The following is an 18,251-nucleotide window of genomic DNA, read 5'->3' on the forward strand; positions in this document are numbered from 1 at the left end:
CAACTTGCAAAAAAATGAGTTGAACTCTGACAGTCACTGCGCAAGCAGAGAAGGGCATTTGTTAGTGCTCATCATTGATTTCCGGATCATCGGAACTGTCCGTTATCGAAATTCGTTTGAAATATTACACTGGTAGGGCATCATCATCCTCCCCAAGAACGCCGCTCCTCCTCCACCGCGCCGAGCTTGTGCGTTGCAGAAAAATCGATTTGAATTGATGGCAGCAAATCTCCGACTCCACGCAGTGATCGGCACTGAATGATCGACGAACTCAAACCGAGCCCAGCTAAGACGATTCGATACCCGAGGATTATGGTCGATTGAAAACCTATCTACTCGCAGTCTTGGCGTGTGTGATCGCACTGCCCATCGCCTGGAAGCTCGACGCTCCCTCTTCCTGTTTCCTGCTGGCGGCTATGGCGAGCAGTCTCTACGGGGGCCGCGGTCCAGGATACCTGACCGCCTTGGTTTCTTCGATCCTCTTCGATCTCTTCTTCCTTCTTCCTCGATTTCACTTCTTTCATTCCCATGAATCATATCTACGCCTGGCGGTCTTTATCGCGGCTATGGTTCTTGCGACCGAATTGATTGCTGCCAGACGACTCGCTGAGGAATCGCTGCGCCAGACGCAAGCAAAACTCGCCCAGGCTACTCAGATAGCAACCATATCGGAGTTCTCAGCCTCAGTCATACACGAGATCAGCCAGCCTTTGAGCGCGATGGTTGCAAATGGACAAACCTGCGTGCGCTGGCTTTCAACCGATCCTCCGAACCTTGCCAATGCACAGTCAGCGGCCGAGCGCATCGTGCGGGACGGCAAAGACGCCGGTGGGATTATCCAAGGGCTCCGGTCGCTCTTCCGGAGATCACCGCCCGAGAAGACGCCTTTCGACTTACGGCCAATCGTAACTGAGGTTGTCTCTCTCATACGTGGAAGGGCGGAGAGAGAAAAAATAACGGTTGAGGTGCAATTACCAAAGGATCTCCCCAAGATCATCGGTGATCGGCTTCAGCTTCAGCAGGTCTTGATGAATCTGGTCTTGAATGGCATGGAATCAATGCGTACCGTCACGGACAGGCCGAAGACGCTGGAAATCCATTCACGAGAGCAGGATGGCATGGTCCTGACTGAGATTCGAGATCAGGGAGTAGGCATTGCAGATTTTGAGAAGGTCTTTGATGCCTTCTTCACGACCAAAGAAGACGGCATGGGGATGGGGCTTTCGATCTGCAAGTCGATCATCGAAGCCCACGAAGGACGTCTATGGGGATCGCCCGGCTCGATGACCGGTACGGTCTTCAGTTTCGCGATTCCGTGCGCGACGGAGGAACGGGAATGAACTCCGAGAAAGCGATCGTCTATGTCCTGGACGACGACAGCCGAATCCGGGAGGCTTTGTCGGCACTCTTGTCGTCCGCTGGTCATGAGGTAATGACGTTCAGCAACGCCGCGGAGTACCTGGTTTTCCAAAGATCCGATGTTCCAGGTTGCTTGATTCTCGACCTTGACCTTCCAGGAATGAACGGCCTCGAGTTGCAAAAACAGCTGGCTGATGTTGGTGGCCCTCCCATTGTTTTTCTAACCGGCCATGGGGACATTCCCTCCACAGTCAAGGCGATGAAGGCTGGTGCGACCGAATTTCTTTCGAAACCGTTCGAACCGGAAGAGCTGCTGCGCGCGATCGACACAGCGATTCGTCTCGATGGCGAGCTCCGGCTGAAGAATGCCGAACTGAGAGCGATACAGAAGCGATATTCGTTGCTCACACCAAGGGAGCGTGAGGTTCTCCCCTACGTTGTTTCTGGACTGTTGAATAAAGAGACGGCGTGGGAGCTTGGCACCAGCGAGATCACCATTCGGATTCACAGAGGCCAAATTATGAAGAAGATGGCTGCGCAGTCTCTCGCGGATCTCGTGCGAATTGCTGGAAAGCTCGGAATTCCAAAGAGCTAGCATCTAATACAAAACGATAATTGGCAGCCAGCAATAGTTCTCCTACGATCAGATTGTTAGTCGAAGGAGAGCTTGCAGTGGCAAACCATCCGCAACATTGCATCGTGGCCCTGGTAGACGACGATGCACGTGTGCGAGAGTCCCTGGAGCACCTGCTCTATTCGGCGGGCATAGAGACCAGATCGTTCACTTCAGCCGAAGAAGCCCTTGAGCCTGGTGGGCTCGACTCGGTTTGCTGTCTGATTACGGACGTACGAATGCCTGGTATCGACGGCTGCGAACTACAACGACGAGTGGTGGCAATGCTTCCAGCACTGCCAGTCATTTTCGTTACAGCTCATTACGACGATGTGGTCCAGCGGAAGGCTCTGGCTCAAGGCGCGTTCGCATTTCTATTCAAGCCAATCGATGGAGAGGAGTTCCTCGAGACTGTCGACGGCGCCATGAGGTGGAGTCGAAACAAGGAGGTTTCTGATGTGGATTGTTAAGCTCGCGCTATCGCGTCCATACACCTTTGTCGTGCTGGCATTGCTGCTGTTCCTGGTCAGTCCGGTGATGATGATGCGGACGCCTGTGGACATCTTCCCGTCTATCAATATCCCAGTGGTGAGCATCATCTGGACATTCAATGGTCTTGTTCCTTCTGAGATGGAAACGCGTATCACCTCCATCTATGAACGGGCTCTAACAACCACCGTTGGAAACATCGAGCACATTGAGTCTCAGTCTCTCAACGGTGTTTCGGTAATTAAAGTTTATTTGCAGCCGCAGGCGAACGTTGATGGTGCGATCGCGCAGGTCACTGCGGAGGCACAAGCCACGCTCAAGCAACTACCCTCTGGCATCACGCCTCCCCTCGTCATTCAGTACAGCGCGTCGACGGTCCCAATCCTGCAGCTTGGGCTTAGCGGTAAGGGGCTTTCGGAGCAGCAACTGAACGACTTGGGGTCGAACTTCATTAGACCCCAACTGGCCACGGTTCCTGGAGCGGCAGTGCCACTTCCCTATGGGGGCAAGGTCCGCCAGATCATGGTGGATATCGATTCTTCTCAGCTCAAATCGAAGGGACTCTCACCCGTCGACGTTGTCAATGCTGTGAATGCTCAGAACGTCATCCTGCCTTCGGGCACCGCCAAGATCGGAAAGACCGAATACAACGTCGGGTTGAACGGCACACCAGTCGCGGTCGATCAGCTCAATGCCCTGCCTGTCAAAACGGTGAACGGCGGCTCCATCTTCATCCGTGATGTCGCCAACGTCCGCGATGGCTTCGCGGTACAGCAGAATATCGTGCGGCAGGACGGTCAGCGTGGGGCTTTGCTGACGATCGAGAAGGCGGGCAGCGCATCCACACTCGCCATCGTTGCCGGGATTCGCGCGGCACTGCCTCGTATTGCGGCGACCCTCCCCCCAGAGCTTGTGATGCGGCCACTCGCCGACCAATCGATCTTTGTAAAAGCCTCTCTGAACGGAGTTGTTCGAGAGGGTCTCATTGCGGCCTGCCTCACTTCCATCATGATTCTGGTCTTTATCGGAAGCTGGCGAAGCACGTTGATTATCTGCGTATCCATCCCGCTCTCGATTCTTACGTCATTGCTCATCCTCAGTGCATTGGGAGAGAGCATCAACATCATGACCCTGGGTGGCCTGGCTCTCGCTGTTGGCGTATTGGTTGACGATGCGACCGTCGAGATCGAGAACATGCAGCGGAATGTAGCCATGGGAACGGAATTGCGTCAAGCGATTCTCGATGGAGCCCAGGAGATCGCCGTGCCAGCGTTTGTCTCCACGATCTGTATCAGCATTGTCTTTGTTCCGATGTTCTTTCTGTCCGGAGTTGCTCGGTATCTCTTCGTTCCTCTCGCTGAAGCAGTCGTGTTTGCGCTGCTGGCGTCCTATTTCTTTTCCCGCACAATTATTCCAACCCTAGTGATGTTTCTACTCCCGAAAGAGGTTGAGCAGCATCGTCACCCAATCCCCGGACGTCCCCTCAGCCGCTTTGCCCGCTTCCATGCGCGTTTTGAACACAGCTTTGAAGCGCTTCGCGATAGATACCTCCACCTTCTTACTCAATGCCTGGGGCAAAGAAAGATCTTCGTGAGCTGCTTCCTCGCGTTTTGTTTGTTGAGCCTTCTGTTGATTCCCCTGCTTGGCAGAGACTTCTTCCCCTATGTAGATGCAGGTCAATTCCGCTTGCATGTGCGAGCCAAGACAGGCACGCGCATCGAGGAGACGGCCCGTCTCGTCGATCAAGTCGATCGCTACATTCGAACCCAGATTCCGGCGGATGAGATGGATGGAATACTCGATAACATCGGGCTACCCACCAGTGGTATCAACCTCTCCTACAGCAACAGCGGCACGATTGGGAATGCCGATGCCGAGGTGCTTGTCTCCCTCAGTACAAAGCACCACCCCACGGCGGATTATGTCGCACGGCTGGGAGAGGATTTGCCCAAGCAGTTTCCAGGAACTTCATTTTTCTTTGAGCCCGCAGATATCGTCAGCCAGACACTCAACTTTGGCGTTCCGGCCCCGTTGGATATTCAGCTTGTTGGCAAAGACTTCGAAAGCAACTTCGCCATTGCCTCTCAAATCGCCGAGAAGATGCGGGCCGTGCCGGGAGCCGTCGATGTTCACATCCAGCAGCTGGTGGATCAGCCGCGGCTTCAGTACAACATTGACCGCACACGAATTCAACAGGTTGGGTTGACGGAACGTGACGTTGCAGACAACGTCCTGGTATCTCTGAGTTCGAGCTTCCAGACGACACCAAACTTCTGGCTCAACCCAAAGAACGGTGTGTCGTATAATATCGCGGTACAAACTCCTCAATTTAAGCTCGATTCCATCGATGCAGTGGGCAATATACCGGTAAACTCTCCCAGCGTTCCGGGGCCACAACTGTTTGAGAATCTTTCCACGATGAGCAGGACGTCTGAGCCCGCCGTGGTCAGCCACTACGACGTTCAGCGCGTGGTCGACATCTATGGCAGCGTGCAGGGCCGCGATCTTGGCGGAGTTGCGAACGATGTCCAGAGAATCGTAGCCGACGCCACGAAGAAACTTCCGAGAGGAAGCCGGATTGTCACACGAGGACAGGTTGCCACCATGCAATCATCCTTTACCGGTCTCTTTTACGGACTCGCGTTTGCCGTTGCTCTTGTCTATCTACTCCTCGTCGTCAACTTCCAGTCTTGGACCGAGGCCTTCATCATCATCACCGCGCTGCCGGCAGCGTTAGCCGGCATCTGCTGGGTTCTCTTTCTTACGCATACGACGTTGAGCGTGCCCGCACTCATGGGAACCATCATGAGCATTGGTGTCGCCACTTCGAACAGCGTTCTCGTCATTACCTTCGCCAACGAGCATTTCGCGGAGAACAAGGATGCATTCAAGGCGGCCCTGGAAGCAGGTGCCACACGGCTGCGTCCCGTCATCATGACCGCGATGGCGATGATCATCGGCATGATTCCGATGGCTCTCGGCCTCGGAGACGGCGGAGAGCAGAATGCTCCCCTTGGCCGTGCCGTAATCGGTGGCCTGTTATTTGCGACCGTATCAACGCTGTTCTTTGTTCCCATCGTCTTTGCCATGATTCGCCAGAAGTCGAATTCTTCCGCTTCGGAGGCAGCCAATGCTTAATGAGGTTTCCATGACACAGCAAAACACGTCATTCCCCTCTCCTTTACCTTCTCACCGGAAAAGCGGCGTTCGTCTCTTTCTCCTGGTACCGATTGGACTCTGCCTTGTTGGCGCAGTTACGCTCTTTCTCCGCGCACAAGAGAACAGAAAGCTCGCCGTGACGACGCACGCGTTGCAGGCGGAGCCTGTCTCCGTCATTCACCCGCAGAGTGGTGCGCCCAATAGCGATCTAGCCCTGCCGGGTACTTTACAGGCTTATTCCGATTCGCCCATCTATGCGCGGACCAATGGCTATGTCGCTCACTGGTATGCGGACATCGGAACGCATGTCCATCAGGGGCAATTGCTTGCGGTAATCGAATCACCGGAAGTTGATCAGGAGCTAAGCCAGGCCCGAGCCAGTCTCAGCCAGGTCCAGGCCAATCTCACTCTGGCCGGTATCACAGCAAAGCGGTATCAGGACCTCATCACGACCAACGCTGTCTCGCAGCAGGATGTCGACCAGAACAACCAAAATCTGGAAGCGCAAAAAGCAAACCTGCATGCAGCGGATGCAAACGTATCCCGCCTTCAACAGTTGCAGGGATTCGAGCGCGTTGTAGCTCCATTTGATGGAATCATCACACAGCGCGGGACTGACATCGGAGACCTTGTCAATGCGGGAAACGGAGGGGCCGCATTTGAACTCTTCAGGATCTCCAAAATCGATACGATGAGGATATTTGTTCCCGTACCTGAGACCTATAGCGAGCAGATTGCCAATGGCCTCAAGGCAACGCTCGAGCTGACGGCGCTTCCGGGAAAACAGTTTGACGGCAGCGTAGTTCGCAGTAGCCACGCGATTGATGCCGGATCTCACACCCTCCTTACTGAAATCGACGTACCGAATCCCTCCGGGCAGTTGATGCCGGGAGCCTATGCTGAGGTTCACCTCCGAGCCTCAGCGCCGATACCTTCGCTGATCATCCCGTCTGAAGCTGTTCTTTACCAGGCCGCCGGTCCTCAGGTCGCCATAGTAACGGACAAGAGCGAGATCGCTCTGAAGAAGGTCACTCTCGGGCGCGACTTCGGCGACACCATCGAGATCACAAGTGGAATTTCGAACAGTGACGCAGTAGTCGCGAGTCCGCCGGACTATCTGATCGATGGAATGCATGTCGAGGTGCAGACCCCTAAATCCGGATCGCAGAACTGAGGATGCCATGAGGTATACCATTCATCGCAATTCAGTAGCTTTCCTTGCTTGCGTTCTGCTGACCGGATGCATGGTGGGCCCGAACTATAAGAAGCCTATCGCCCCGGTTCCTCCCACATTTACCGGCGCATCCACGACCAGCGCAAATAGCACTGACCAGAATCCAATCGCATACACAGACTGGTGGAAGGTCTTCCACGACCCCGTCCTGAATGATCTGGAGTCGCAAGCGGACGCTGCGAACCGAGATATCAAGATCGCCGTTGCTCACGTGGATGAGGCTGCCGCCACTACCAAAGCTACCCGCTCTCAACTGTTTCCATTTGTGGGCACGGACGTATCTGCTCTTCGTGCGCGCGAGGCACAGAATCGGCCAAATAACGGCAATACCAGTGGCCGGGCTGCGACCTATAACGACATTCAACTGCCCCTCGTCGCAAGCTACGAAATTGATGCCTGGGGACGCGTGCGACGGTCGATCGAATCCTCCCGTGCGACTCAGGAAGCCACCGAGGCCGATCTTCGATTCGTGACTCTTTCTGTCGAGGCCGGTGTTGCTGTGAACTACTACAACCTGCGCGAGACCGACCAGGAACTCACTATCCTCGACAGCACGATTGAGACTTTAAAGAAAAGCCTCGAGCTGACGACGAACTTATTTCATCATGGCCTGAGCAGCGAACTCGAGGTAAAGCAATCACAGACATTGCTTGATCAGACGATCTCACAGAAGCAGGCTCTTGAGATCCAACGCGCGCAACTCGAACATGGGCTCGCCGTCCTACTCGGACGTACAGCAGAAGGTTTCTCTTTGCCGAAATCTCCGAATGACGCCGTGCCACCGCAGATTCCCATCGGGTTGCCAGCGGATCTGCTGGAGCGACGCCCCGATATTGTTGAAGCCGATCGAAACGTCGCCGCCGCAACCGCACAGATCGGAGTGGCCAAGGCTGCATACTTTCCTCAACTCTCCCTCACCGGCCTGGTTGGCTACGAAAGCACCAACGCTACCAGCCTGTTGAACTGGCAAAACACGATCGCCTCTTTAGGTGCCTCCGCAGCTGCACCTATCTTTACAGGCGGCCGGCTGAAGGCCGGTGTGGAGCAGGCACAGGCGACATACAGGCAGTCCCTGGCTCAGTATGAGAAGACAGTTCTTGTCTCTTATCAGGAGACCGAAGATCAGCTGTCTGCTCTGCATTTTCTGCAAGAACAGTCACAGTCTCAGGGCAGCGCCGTTCTCGAAGCAACGGAGGCCCAAAATATCGCCATTTCGCGCTACAAAGGCGGACTCGTGAGTTATCTCGATGTAGTGTTTGCAGAGCAAACTGTACTTGCCAATGAACGTACAGCGGCACAGATCGCCGGTGAGCGAATGGTTGCATCTGTTGTTCTGATCAAGACACTTGGCGGCGGATGGAACGGGACAACACAATAGCGGCGCGAGTGTGCTCGTCGAGATACTCGTCGGTCCACTGCCAGACATTTCCGACCATGTCCATTACGCCGAATGGACTCGCTCCCTGGGGATGCACATCCACATCGCTCGGGGGAAGCCCAGCCGGGGTGGAGGCAATCTGAGTAAGTTGATTCATCCTGCTCCTTAGAGGCCGTAAGTTCGATGTCTCTATTGGCCTTGATGCAATGACAGAACCGAACGCTTGCTGCCACTCTCTTCAATCTCGGGTCTGAGCATCCGCGTAGACACCCGGTAGAATTATTCTTCACGGAAGCGATAGCCGATGTGGCTCTCGGTCAAGATGTAAAAAGGGTGAGCAGGGTCATCTTCAATTTTCTTTCGGAGTTGGTTGATGACGACACGCAGATATTCACGCTCGTTGCTGTAGGGCGGTCCCCAAATGGATCGCAGCAGATTTTCGTGCCTGACGGGTCTACCAGCATGCTCCATCAAACAACGGAGGGTCTCGTATTCTTTTGGAGCGAGGTGGATCTGTTCACCTTTTTTCTCCACGAGGCGGCGATTGGCGTCGAGCGTGATGTCGCCCACTATGCTGATCAGATCTGGTTCTCCCATCGGGGCGTGGCGACGCCGGATGACTGATCGTAACCTTGCGGTGAGCTCGCGAATCTGAAACGGCTTCGTGACATAGTCAAATGCACCCGCGTCCAACGACTCGACGATATCCTCTTCATCGTCTCGAACAGTGAGCATAATGATCGGCAGTCCGGGAAAGATTTGACAGATTCTTCGACACGTCTCCTTGCCCCCCATACCCGGCATGTTGATATCGAGAAGGACCGCGTCATAGCTGACCATGCGCAATTGCACGAGGGCCTCCTCTCCGTGATGAGCCTCCCCGACTGCAAATCCCAGCGCCCCTAAGGTTTCGAACAGGCTCTGGCGTATTCCTGCATCGTCTTCAACGACGAGCACCTTGCTTTTCTGATTCACGCTTTCTCCTTTGCAATGCGGGGTAGTGCGATAGCGAACGTTGTTCCATTCACTTGATCGCTTTCAACCCACGTTCGCCCGCTATGCGCTTCAGCGATGCGCCTAACTACGGAGAGACCGATCCCGGTGCCGGAAATCGTCTTCACCGACCCAGAGCAACGATAAAAGCGTTGAAATACCTTCTCTTTTTCGTCATCCGGAATAAACGAGCCTTCGTTTTTGATCCTGATGACCAGTTCCGCTTCTTCTTCCTGAACCGCGATGGCCACCTGAGAGTTGGGACGACTATACTTTGCAGCATTGTCGAGGACTTGGAAGAGGGCCATTTGAAGAAGCTTTCCATCTCCATATACGGCGTTGTGCCCCGAGCTCACCTGGAAGTCAATGGAATGTCCGTCCAGTTCCTGTGATGATTCCGTAATGGTGCTGCGTATCAACCGAGCCACGTCGACTTGCTCGCGCTTGACCTTTAGATCGCCGCTATCCAGCTTCGCGGTAAGGAGCAGATGATTGGCGAGATCGCTAAGGTGCCCCGCATGACGATCAATCAAGCCAACTAGCTTTTCTTCAGTGCCCGACAGGGTGTTCATCGCGAGCAGACCGGAGCTAGAAGCTCTGATCGTTGTGAGTGGGCTCTTGAAAGCGTGTGCCAGGCCGTCCAATATGGCGGAGCGTAGTTGCTCGCTTTGTTTTGCCGCTTCTGCATTTGCTTCGGTGGAGAAGGACCGTGCCCTTTCAATCGCAACTGCGGCAAGCGAAGCGGCTGCATTGATCGAGGCTGAGTCGAGCGAATGCCCGCAGAGGAAGAGGGATCCAATAGGCCGGGTTCCTAGTCGAAGGACACGCCGGGAGACTCCTGTGCTCGAGTCATCGTCATTCGTTTCGAGAAAGTAAGCGGAGCGCACTTCGTCATCGGAGAAATCACAATCTCCACTCTTCCACTGATGCATCTCATACGCGTTCCAAAGAGCTACCCCTTTCACTCGCAGGCTGGAACGTATGAGATCGACGAGTTGTTGATCGACCGCCGCGTCCCGATTGAGGAGCAGAATATTTTGGCTGAGTTCGTAAAGCTTCTGCTGTTGAGCTTGGCGCCGCTCTAACTCGCGAGCATGGTGGCTCACTCGGTCTGAGAGGCTGCTGACGACCAAGGCCGTTGCTTCAAAGACCAGGAGGGCGATCCAATCGTGCGAATCTGTGATGTAGAACTGGAACAAAGGTTGGGTGAAGAAGTAGTCGAGGCAGGCGACGGACAGAATTGAAACGACGCTCGCTTCGAATAGACCCCAACGAAGCGCGATGACCACCACTAGAAAGAGGTGGATGGAGGTTGCGGCGGAGAGATTAAAGTGGAGGTGGTAGGAGAGAAGCGTCAACAGCATTCCAGCGGCACAGCCGCCCGTAATTCTGCGTAGGACCACCTGGATTGGTTTGGCAATCATTCGGTCGCCCCTGCCGGAACTATAGCGATTGAGGCATAAACAAACCGTTAAGAAGGAGCTTATGCATTGCTGACGGGGTTCGCGATTCACTGAGAATGTCGATCTTTTTCCGGCATACGAGGTGATTCAACATGAACTTACTTAGAGGCCTTCTTTCGCAAGACACAGCAATACCCACGTCCCTTGTAGAGGATATGGCCCTGTCGCTTCAACAGAAGCAGAACGAGGTCCAGCACGCTCAAGGACGGGAGGGACTAAGCGTTTTTAGACGTGTTTTATGCAGCGTCGTCTTCCTAATTATTTGTGGTCTGTTGTTTGCGGCGGGGTCGTTGGCCCATGCGCAGTCGACGTTTGGGAGTGTCAGGGGCAACGTACAGGACGCGAGCGGCTCGGCGATTCCAGACGCGAAGATTGTGCTGCATAGTACAGATGAAAACACAGAGCGCACAGTCGATACCGATAGTTCAGGCGGCTTCATCTTTGAAAACGTAAAGGCTGGTAAGTACTCGTTGCGTGCTCATCGCGATGGCTTTGCCGATACCGTTGTGTCGGGAATCTCAGTCGAAGCGCGGCAGGACTTGAGACTTGAGACTACGCTCAATGTTGCGGCACAGATGACAACCGTGGAGGTATCGGGAGCAGGCGACCAGATCAATACGGAAAATGGAACGATCAGCGATTCGAAGACGAATATCGAAATGACGCAGTTACCCCTGAATAACCGCGCGACCACTACAAGTCCGCTAGGTGCACTTGGCCTGTCTCCCAACGTTCAGACAGATAGTTCCGGCAATATCGCTCTCGGCGGAGCGAGCTCCTCGATGGTGAATTTTTCCGTCGATGGTATTTCAAGTGCTAACGTGCGGCAGAACGGAGCGCTGCAGGACGCCTATCCTTCACAGGAAGGCATTGCTGCAGTGAAAGTGACCGCATTCAACAATAGTGCGGAGTTTTCCCAGGTTGGCGACGTGACATTTACAACCAAGAATGGGACAAGCCAGTATCACGGGAGTGTCTTCGAGTATCTGCAAAACCAGGCTCTGGATGCAGACCCGTACGGCTCCCGCGGAAAAGCCCCTAAGAAATTCAATACGTTTGGCTTCTCGTTGAGCGGGCCGATTGTGATTCCGCATCTGTATGATGGACACAGTAAGACGTTTTTCTTTGCGGACTATGAGGGCAACCGGCGCCGCACTGCGGTGTTTCAGCAATATGTAGTTCCGACTGCCGCGGACAGGAGCGGCAACCTCTCCGATATAGGTGGCCCTACGATTCCATCTACCCAAATTAGCCAGACAGCAAAGGCGCTGCTTGCTTATTATCCATTGCCGAATGTGGCAGGCGCTACTAACCAGACGCAGAGCATCAACTATCAGAACTTTCAAGCGACTCCGGCACGCACCGACGGTGCGGACATCCGGGTCGATCAGACGATCTCGTCCAAGCAATCGGTTTACGCGCGCTTTAGCCGCAAGAACATCACCACGGACTTCGCGAATCTCTTTCTGCCGGATGATTCGGATTCCATTCACAATCGGAGCCTGTTGATTTCGCATACTTACACGATTACCCCAAAGCTGCTGAATGAGTTCCGCTACGGCTTCACGAACGTTACGACCAACGTCAACTTTCTGATTCAAGGTTCCACTGCGCTGAGTCAGTTGGATCTCACGGGTGTCGATATCAGTCAGCATCCACTAACCCATGCATTCCCCACCTTCAATTTCAGCGCGGGCACTCCGTTTCCAGTTATTGGAAGAGACAAGGCAGGCGTCACCCAGTCGAAGACGACGCAGTTCAGCGATAACCTTACTTACAGCTTCGGCAAGCACACCGTGAAGGGTGGGATCGATATCCGTCGCGTTCGGTACTTCGATTTGGAGAGCTTTGCCCCACAATTCGCCTCAGATGATTTCGGGGCCTTCATATTTCAGCCATCGTATGGAAACGCCCAAGGCGATCAGTTTACGGGCAATGCCTTTGGCGACTTCCTCGAAGGCGCGCCAACCACACTTTACTTCGCTGTCTCGAGCCCGGATGTCGGAGGAACCGCCACGCAATACAGTTTCTTTGCTCAGGACGAATTCCAGGTCAACAGCCGGTTGACGCTCAGCTACGGTCTTCGCTGGCAGATTCTCCCCGGCTTCCAGGAGGACGGCGGCAATCTGGCAAACTTCGATCAACGAAATAACTCGATTGTCGTTCCTGATGCTTTGGCGGGATATCTCGCCAGCCAGAACATCACCTCTTCCAATGTTGCTTTCCAGCAGTCCTTCAATGCGTGCCCGTCCGGCACTGCTGCCGGATCGACCGTTCACGGGTTGCCATGCACCGGATATATCACGGCCAGCCAGGATGGATTGCCGCAGAGTCTGCGCCAGACCTATAAAGGGGACTTCCAGCCGCGCATCGCGATTGCCTATCGTCCGTTCAACGACACCAGGACGGTGGTGCGTGCCGGATTTGGCATCTATACGATGACCAACTTGGGACCACTTTCGTTCAACAACAGCGGCAACCCAACCTCAAATCTGCACACGTATTCCAACTCCAACAGTGCCGGACCAAATACGCCACAGATCATCTTTCCGAATACGGCTCCTGCCACCTCTGGGGTCACCTTCGGTGGTGGCGGACTGGATCAGGGAGTTGATCCCAACTTCCGCGACCCCCAGTCAAACCAATGGAACGTGACCGTGGAACGACAGCTCACAAACGCAACGTCGCTTCGCGCGAGCTACGTTGGCATGCACACCTACCGGCTGAGCATCACCGAGGATCTTAACCAGATTCCCGCCAGCACGACTCCATACAACACGGGAGCAACGGCTGGGGCTTTCGTGGATTCCCGCGCGCCATATCAGAATTGGACGACGCTGCTCAGCACGTTCAATGCAGGTGAGGCAAACTATCACGCGTTCGAGCTCCAGGCGACGCATCGTTTGGAGCGTGGGCTCTACGTGGATGCAAACTACACCTACGCAAAAAATGAGGCTGACAATCAGGGTGATGCGCCAAGCGCGTTCGCCGGTGAAGTCAATTACGGACTTCCCATCGCCGATCGCTTTCACATCAAACAGAACCTCGGCAATGTTTCCGGTACTCGACGCAACCGCATGCTGCTCACAGGGGTGTATCAGCTTCCTTTCGGCAAGGGGCGTCAGTACATGAATACCAGTACAGCCACGGATATATTTCTCGGCGGGTGGGACCTGACAACCATCACATTGCTGGAGACAGGCCCCTGGCTTACCCCAAGCATCAGCGGTTCTTCCGATCAGTCGAACACGAACGTCGTCAATCGCAGCGCTGTGCTGCGTCCAGATGTGGTATCGAGGGATACTGCCGGAGCGGTGACCTACAACAACCTGTCCTTCCTAGCAACACCTGCAGGAGCAGGTCGCTTCGGGAATGCAGGAGTTGGGGTCATCCAGGGTCCTGGGACTGCCGCAGTGAGCCTCGGCGTGGCGAAGCGGTTCGCTATCACCGAGAAGGTGCATGCACGGTTCGAGACGACCTTTACAAACGTTCTGAACCACACCAACTTTGCGCCACCTGTGACGGCGATCGACAACTCGCTGTTCGGGCAGCTGACTGGACCGCAAACGGCGGAGAACGCGGGGAATCGGACGGGACAGGCGGCGCTCAGAATCGACTTCTAATTCGATTGTCCGCTTCGGGAGGCGAGGAGATCTCCCTCTCGCCTCCCTTTTATTCCATCTCAGTATGCGGAATTGCCTATGGGTTTCGCGAGAGAGATAGAAACCGTGGATTGAAGTCGAAGGTCTGATTGCTTCCTGCTTAGTTCTGAGAGCGACGGTCGTATTTGTGATTCGGGTGTTTGGTCACATAGCCGGTAACTAAGTGCAAACAGGCTCATACTGTAGGGTACGAAGAGGTTACGTAACTTTTACGACTTACTTATGTGATTTAAACTAGCCTTACTTGCGTTTGGAGTTTTCACTCATAGGCGGCGATCGGAACACTAATGTCCTTTCTTCAACTTGTCGCTGGTAAACCCCTCGCGACATCCGAGGAACGCGCCGAACACATTGGACCGATCTCTGGCATTCCGGTATTTGGCTTGGATGCCCTCAGTTCTGCCGCCTATGGCCCCGAGGCAGCTCTTACTCTCCTTATCCCACTAGGCGCAGCGGGCATCGCGCACATTGTCCCGATCAGCTTCGCTATCATCGCACTTCTTGCCGTAGTGTTCTTCTCGTACTGCCAAACCATCGACGGCTATCCGCATGGGGGTGGCAGCTATACGGTCGCCAGCGAAAACCTCGGCGAAACCGCCGGTCTACTTGCCGCTGCCGCACTCATGATCGACTACATTCTCAATGCTGCGGTCGGCATCTCCGCTGGCGTAGAAGCCCTCGTGTCGGCCTTCCCATCGCTCCTGCCCCATACACTCGCTTTCTGCCTCGCGATTCTCGCGTTACTCACGCTCATCAACATCCGGGGCACCAAGGACACAGGTATCGCCTTTCTGATTCCGACGTACATGTTTATAGGCACACTGATCGCAGTCATTGGCATCGGCGCCTTCCGCGCGATCGGTGCCCACGGCCATCCCGTTCCGATTGTCTCTCCCCCGCATATGCCTCCCGCCACTTCGATGCTCTCCCTTTGGCTGCTCGCCAAGGTATTCTCCAGCGGCTGCACCGCCATGACCGGCGTCGAGGCCGTCTCGAATGGAACAGCGGCTTTCCGAGATCCCACACAGCGCAATGCCAAGCGTACTCTTACCATCATCATCGTACTTTTGATGATTTTTCTCAGCGGCATCGCCCTGCTGTGTCGCGCGTATAACATCGGTGCCACCGATCCTGCCAGTGCGGGCTACCAGAGCATCCTCTCCCAACTCATTTCTGCAGTTATGGGGCGGGGCTGGTTCTACTACGTCGGCAGCGCGTCCATTCTGGCCGTGCTGGCACTTTCTGCCAACACCTCGTACGCTGACTTTCCCCGCCTTACGCGTGCGATTGCGATGAACGACTACCTTCCGCATGTCTTCAAAATTCGCGGACGCCGGCTGCTTTATTCGCACGGAATCGTCGCTCTGGTTGGTTTTACTGCTGCCCTTCTGATCGCCTTCGGCGGCATTACCGATCGCCTCATCCCACTCTTCGCCATTGGAGCTTTTATGGCGTTCACTCTATCTCAAGCCGGGATTGTCATGCATTGGAAGAAGCAAGGTGGAAGAGGCTCTTTCCATCGCATGATTGTCAACGGGATCGGAGCGGTCGCGACTGGATTAACCCTTGTTGTCGTGCTGGTCGCCAAGTTCACCGCGGGCGCGTGGATCGTGGCGATTCTCATTCCTGCGCTGATATTCCTCATGCTCGCAGTGAGACGTCACTATAGAGGTGTTGGTCAGGAGATCGCCATCGACAGGCCTATCCGACTCGACAATCTTGCCGAGCCTCTGGTCATCGTCCCGCTCGATCGCTGGTCCCGTATCACTGAAAAGGGACTCCGCTTCGCTATGAAGCTAAGCGACCATGTTGAAGCTGTTCATGTCGACGCGGAGGAGTGTCGCGACGAGGTCGCTGAAATGTGGCAGCGTAACGTAGCTCTACCGATAGAACAAACTGGGAGGGCAGTTCCAAAGCTGATTTTTCTATCCTCGCCCTATCGCTTTGTCCTGATGCCTTTGGTAGAACACATTCTCCAGGTTGAGCGTGAGCATCCCGATCGCCAGATCGCGGTCCTGGTTCCCGAGCTGGTCGTGAAACACTGGTGGCAGACGCCACTCCACAACCAGCGCGCCCAGGTTCTCAAATTATTTCTCTTGGTGCGCGGCAATCAGCGAATTACGGTCATCAACATTCCCTGGTATCTGTAGCGGTTCAATACCCGATCCGCCACCACAAGTTCCAGCACTAGCGAGAGACAATAGAGCATGCCCCGCTCGATCTCGCGTCGCGAAGCAATTTGGTTTCTCCTCATCCTGGGAGGGGTCGCGTGATGCCAAGTGGCGGCGGTGTGCAATCGGTCGAAGCTTTGTTCCTATTGCTTCTTATGTTTGTCGCCTCGTTCGCCGCCTTGGCACGCAAACTTAAGATTCCGTATCCGATTGTGTTGGTCATCGCGGGATTGCTTCTTGGATTTCTGCCTGGAGTGCCCCGGATCAATCTGGACCCCGACATTGTCTTTTTGGTGTTTCTTCCCCCGTTACTTCATGCCGCGGCGTGGACTCTCTCCTGGCGTGAATTCCAGCGAAATTTCTCGAGTATTGCGAAGCTTGCGGTCGGACTGGTCTTCTTCACGATCATCGGCTTAGCGTTGTCGGCCGGAAAATTGCTGCCTGGCTTTGATTGGAGATCCGCAGTTCTCCTTGGTGCGGTGGTCGCTGCAACAGACGCTATCGCTGCGACCTCGATCGCACGCCGTGTTGGCCTTCCGCAATGGATTGTCGAGATTCTTGAAGCTGAGAGCCTCGTAAATGATGGCACCGGTCTCGTTGCGTTGCAGTTTGGTCTCCTGATCTTGATGACGGGAAGAACTCCATCCATCGTCGAGACAGTTGGACGTCTGGTCTTTTTGATTGGCGGAGGGGTACTTATAGGCTTGGCTGTGGGAGCGATCGTGGCATGGTTCGAGAAGTGGGTTGATGACGGCGGCATCGAGATCGTCATCAGTATTCTCGTTCCGTATGCAACATATCTGCTTGGTGCTAGGGCAGGCGTTTCCGGCGTGATCGCGGTGATCGCGTGCAGTATGTACATGAGCCGCATGAGTGTTACCTACATGAGCCCGGGAGTACGACTTCAAGCGGCAGCAGTTTGGGACGCGCTTACCTTCATCTTGAATGGCATCGTCTTCATTCTCATTGGTCTTCAATTGCCATATGTTATGGGGCAAATCAACGGAATGAGCCATTCAGTTTTGCTTCGATACGGCATAGGCTTCAGTCTCGCTATGGTTGCCGTTCGTATGATATGGATCTTCGGAGAGACATATCTCTCCTACTGGTTTCAACGATGGGCAAAGAAGCCCGATCTTGTCGCTCCTCAGCCGGCAGCCGTCTTCATCATCGGCTGGGGTGGAATGCGGGGAGTACTGTCGCTGGCGGCTGCGGTCTCCTTGCCTTACACTTTGCCGGACGGAAGACTATTTCCCCAAAGAAGCATGATCATCTATCTGGCGTTCTGTTTGATCTTTACAACGCTTGTCCTCCAGGGACTCACGATGCCGACATTGATCCGGCTCTTGGGGTTAGCTGGTGAGACATCGCTTCATGCTGAAGAGCAAGAAGCTCGGAGAGTGTTGTTCAGGGAAGCAATTGCCCATTTGAGCCGCAAGCGTTCGAAGAACCATGATCAGTCGGCCATGTTTGGAGAACTGATCGCGAGCTACCAACGAAGACTCGATGCGATGCCTGCAGAACGCGAAGAGCACGTGAAAGGACTGGTCGATCAGAGTCGCCGGAATGAGGAAATTCTGGAGGCACTCCAGGTAGAGCGGGAGGCACTCATTCGGCTACGGAATGAGGAGAGAATCGACGATGAGGTGTTGCGGACGTTACAGCGGGAGCTCGACTTTGCAGAGAGCCGCGTGCATACAGGCTCGATATTGGCGTTATAGTGCAATCAT

General features: G+C 54.6%; 12 protein-coding genes. 9 read left to right on the forward strand and 3 right to left on the reverse strand.

Features of this window, described 5'->3' with window-relative positions; translation table 11 throughout:
- Nucleotides 1-320 precede the first annotated feature (320 nt).
- The 6 genes from HDF09_RS13615 (at nucleotide 321) to HDF09_RS13640 (ending at nucleotide 8,232) form a co-directional block, all read left to right on the forward strand.
- On the forward strand, nucleotides 321-1,340 hold the full coding sequence (locus HDF09_RS13615; RefSeq protein WP_183767239.1) for a sensor histidine kinase: 1,020 nt from the start codon (nucleotides 321-323) through the stop codon (nucleotides 1,338-1,340).
- Complete coding sequence (locus tag HDF09_RS13620; RefSeq protein ID WP_260181312.1) at nucleotides 1,265-1,954, forward strand: response regulator transcription factor; 690 nt, start codon at nucleotides 1,265-1,267, stop codon at nucleotides 1,952-1,954. The genes HDF09_RS13615 and HDF09_RS13620 overlap by 76 nt, the downstream gene beginning before the upstream one ends.
- 77 nt (nucleotides 1,955-2,031) lie before the next feature.
- Nucleotides 2,032-2,442: a response regulator transcription factor gene (locus HDF09_RS13625; protein ID WP_183767241.1), complete on the forward strand. Its 411-nt coding sequence runs from the start codon at nucleotides 2,032-2,034 to the stop codon at nucleotides 2,440-2,442.
- The gene (locus tag HDF09_RS13630) at nucleotides 2,429-5,599 is read left to right on the forward strand and encodes an efflux RND transporter permease subunit (RefSeq protein WP_183767243.1); all 3,171 of its coding nucleotides are present in this window, start codon (nucleotides 2,429-2,431) and stop codon (nucleotides 5,597-5,599) included. Before HDF09_RS13625 ends, HDF09_RS13630 begins: the two co-directional genes overlap by 14 nt.
- A gap of 157 nt (nucleotides 5,600-5,756) precedes the next feature.
- Nucleotides 5,757-6,794 carry an efflux RND transporter periplasmic adaptor subunit gene (locus HDF09_RS13635; protein ID WP_183767245.1) on the forward strand — a complete coding sequence of 346 codons (1,038 nt, stop codon included), beginning with the start codon at nucleotides 5,757-5,759 and terminating at the stop codon, nucleotides 6,792-6,794.
- A 70-nt stretch (nucleotides 6,795-6,864) separates the two neighbouring features.
- Complete coding sequence (locus tag HDF09_RS13640) at nucleotides 6,865-8,232, forward strand: efflux transporter outer membrane subunit (RefSeq protein ID WP_260181346.1); 1,368 nt, start codon at nucleotides 6,865-6,867, stop codon at nucleotides 8,230-8,232.
- Here the strand turns inward: HDF09_RS13640 and HDF09_RS13645 are convergent.
- The 3 genes from HDF09_RS13645 to HDF09_RS13655 all read right to left on the reverse strand — a co-directional run bounded on the left by HDF09_RS13645 (nucleotide 8,192) and on the right by HDF09_RS13655 (nucleotide 10,649).
- Nucleotides 8,192-8,389 (reverse strand): SUMF1/EgtB/PvdO family nonheme iron enzyme, encoded by a 198-nt coding sequence (locus HDF09_RS13645; protein ID WP_221270151.1) that lies wholly within the window; start codon nucleotides 8,387-8,389, stop codon nucleotides 8,192-8,194. The genes HDF09_RS13640 and HDF09_RS13645 overlap by 41 nt on opposite strands.
- Before the next feature lie 122 nt (nucleotides 8,390-8,511).
- Nucleotides 8,512-9,207: a response regulator transcription factor gene (locus HDF09_RS21155; protein ID WP_183767249.1), complete on the reverse strand. Its 696-nt coding sequence runs from the start codon at nucleotides 9,205-9,207 to the stop codon at nucleotides 8,512-8,514.
- Nucleotides 9,204-10,649 carry a sensor histidine kinase gene (locus HDF09_RS13655; RefSeq protein ID WP_465245927.1) on the reverse strand — a complete coding sequence of 482 codons (1,446 nt, stop codon included), beginning with the start codon at nucleotides 10,647-10,649 and terminating at the stop codon, nucleotides 9,204-9,206. Before HDF09_RS13655 ends, HDF09_RS21155 begins: the two co-directional genes overlap by 4 nt.
- 194 nt (nucleotides 10,650-10,843) lie before the next feature.
- Here HDF09_RS13655 and HDF09_RS13660 point away from each other — a divergent pair, with 194 nt between their 5' ends.
- The 3 genes from HDF09_RS13660 to HDF09_RS13670 all read left to right on the forward strand — a co-directional run bounded on the left by HDF09_RS13660 (nucleotide 10,844) and on the right by HDF09_RS13670 (nucleotide 18,242).
- Complete coding sequence (locus HDF09_RS13660) at nucleotides 10,844-14,311, forward strand: outer membrane beta-barrel protein (protein ID WP_183767253.1); 3,468 nt, start codon at nucleotides 10,844-10,846, stop codon at nucleotides 14,309-14,311.
- 326 nt (nucleotides 14,312-14,637) lie between these two features.
- Nucleotides 14,638-16,500 (forward strand): APC family permease, encoded by a 1,863-nt coding sequence (locus tag HDF09_RS13665; RefSeq protein ID WP_183767254.1) that lies wholly within the window; start codon nucleotides 14,638-14,640, stop codon nucleotides 16,498-16,500.
- A 122-nt stretch (nucleotides 16,501-16,622) separates the two neighbouring features.
- Complete coding sequence (locus HDF09_RS13670) at nucleotides 16,623-18,242, forward strand: Na+/H+ antiporter (protein WP_183767256.1); 1,620 nt, start codon at nucleotides 16,623-16,625, stop codon at nucleotides 18,240-18,242.
- The last annotated feature ends 9 nt before the right edge of the window (nucleotides 18,243-18,251 follow it).

This window comes from Edaphobacter lichenicola (assembly GCF_014201315.1).
Taxonomy (GTDB): domain Bacteria; phylum Acidobacteriota; class Terriglobia; order Terriglobales; family Acidobacteriaceae; genus Edaphobacter; species Edaphobacter lichenicola_B.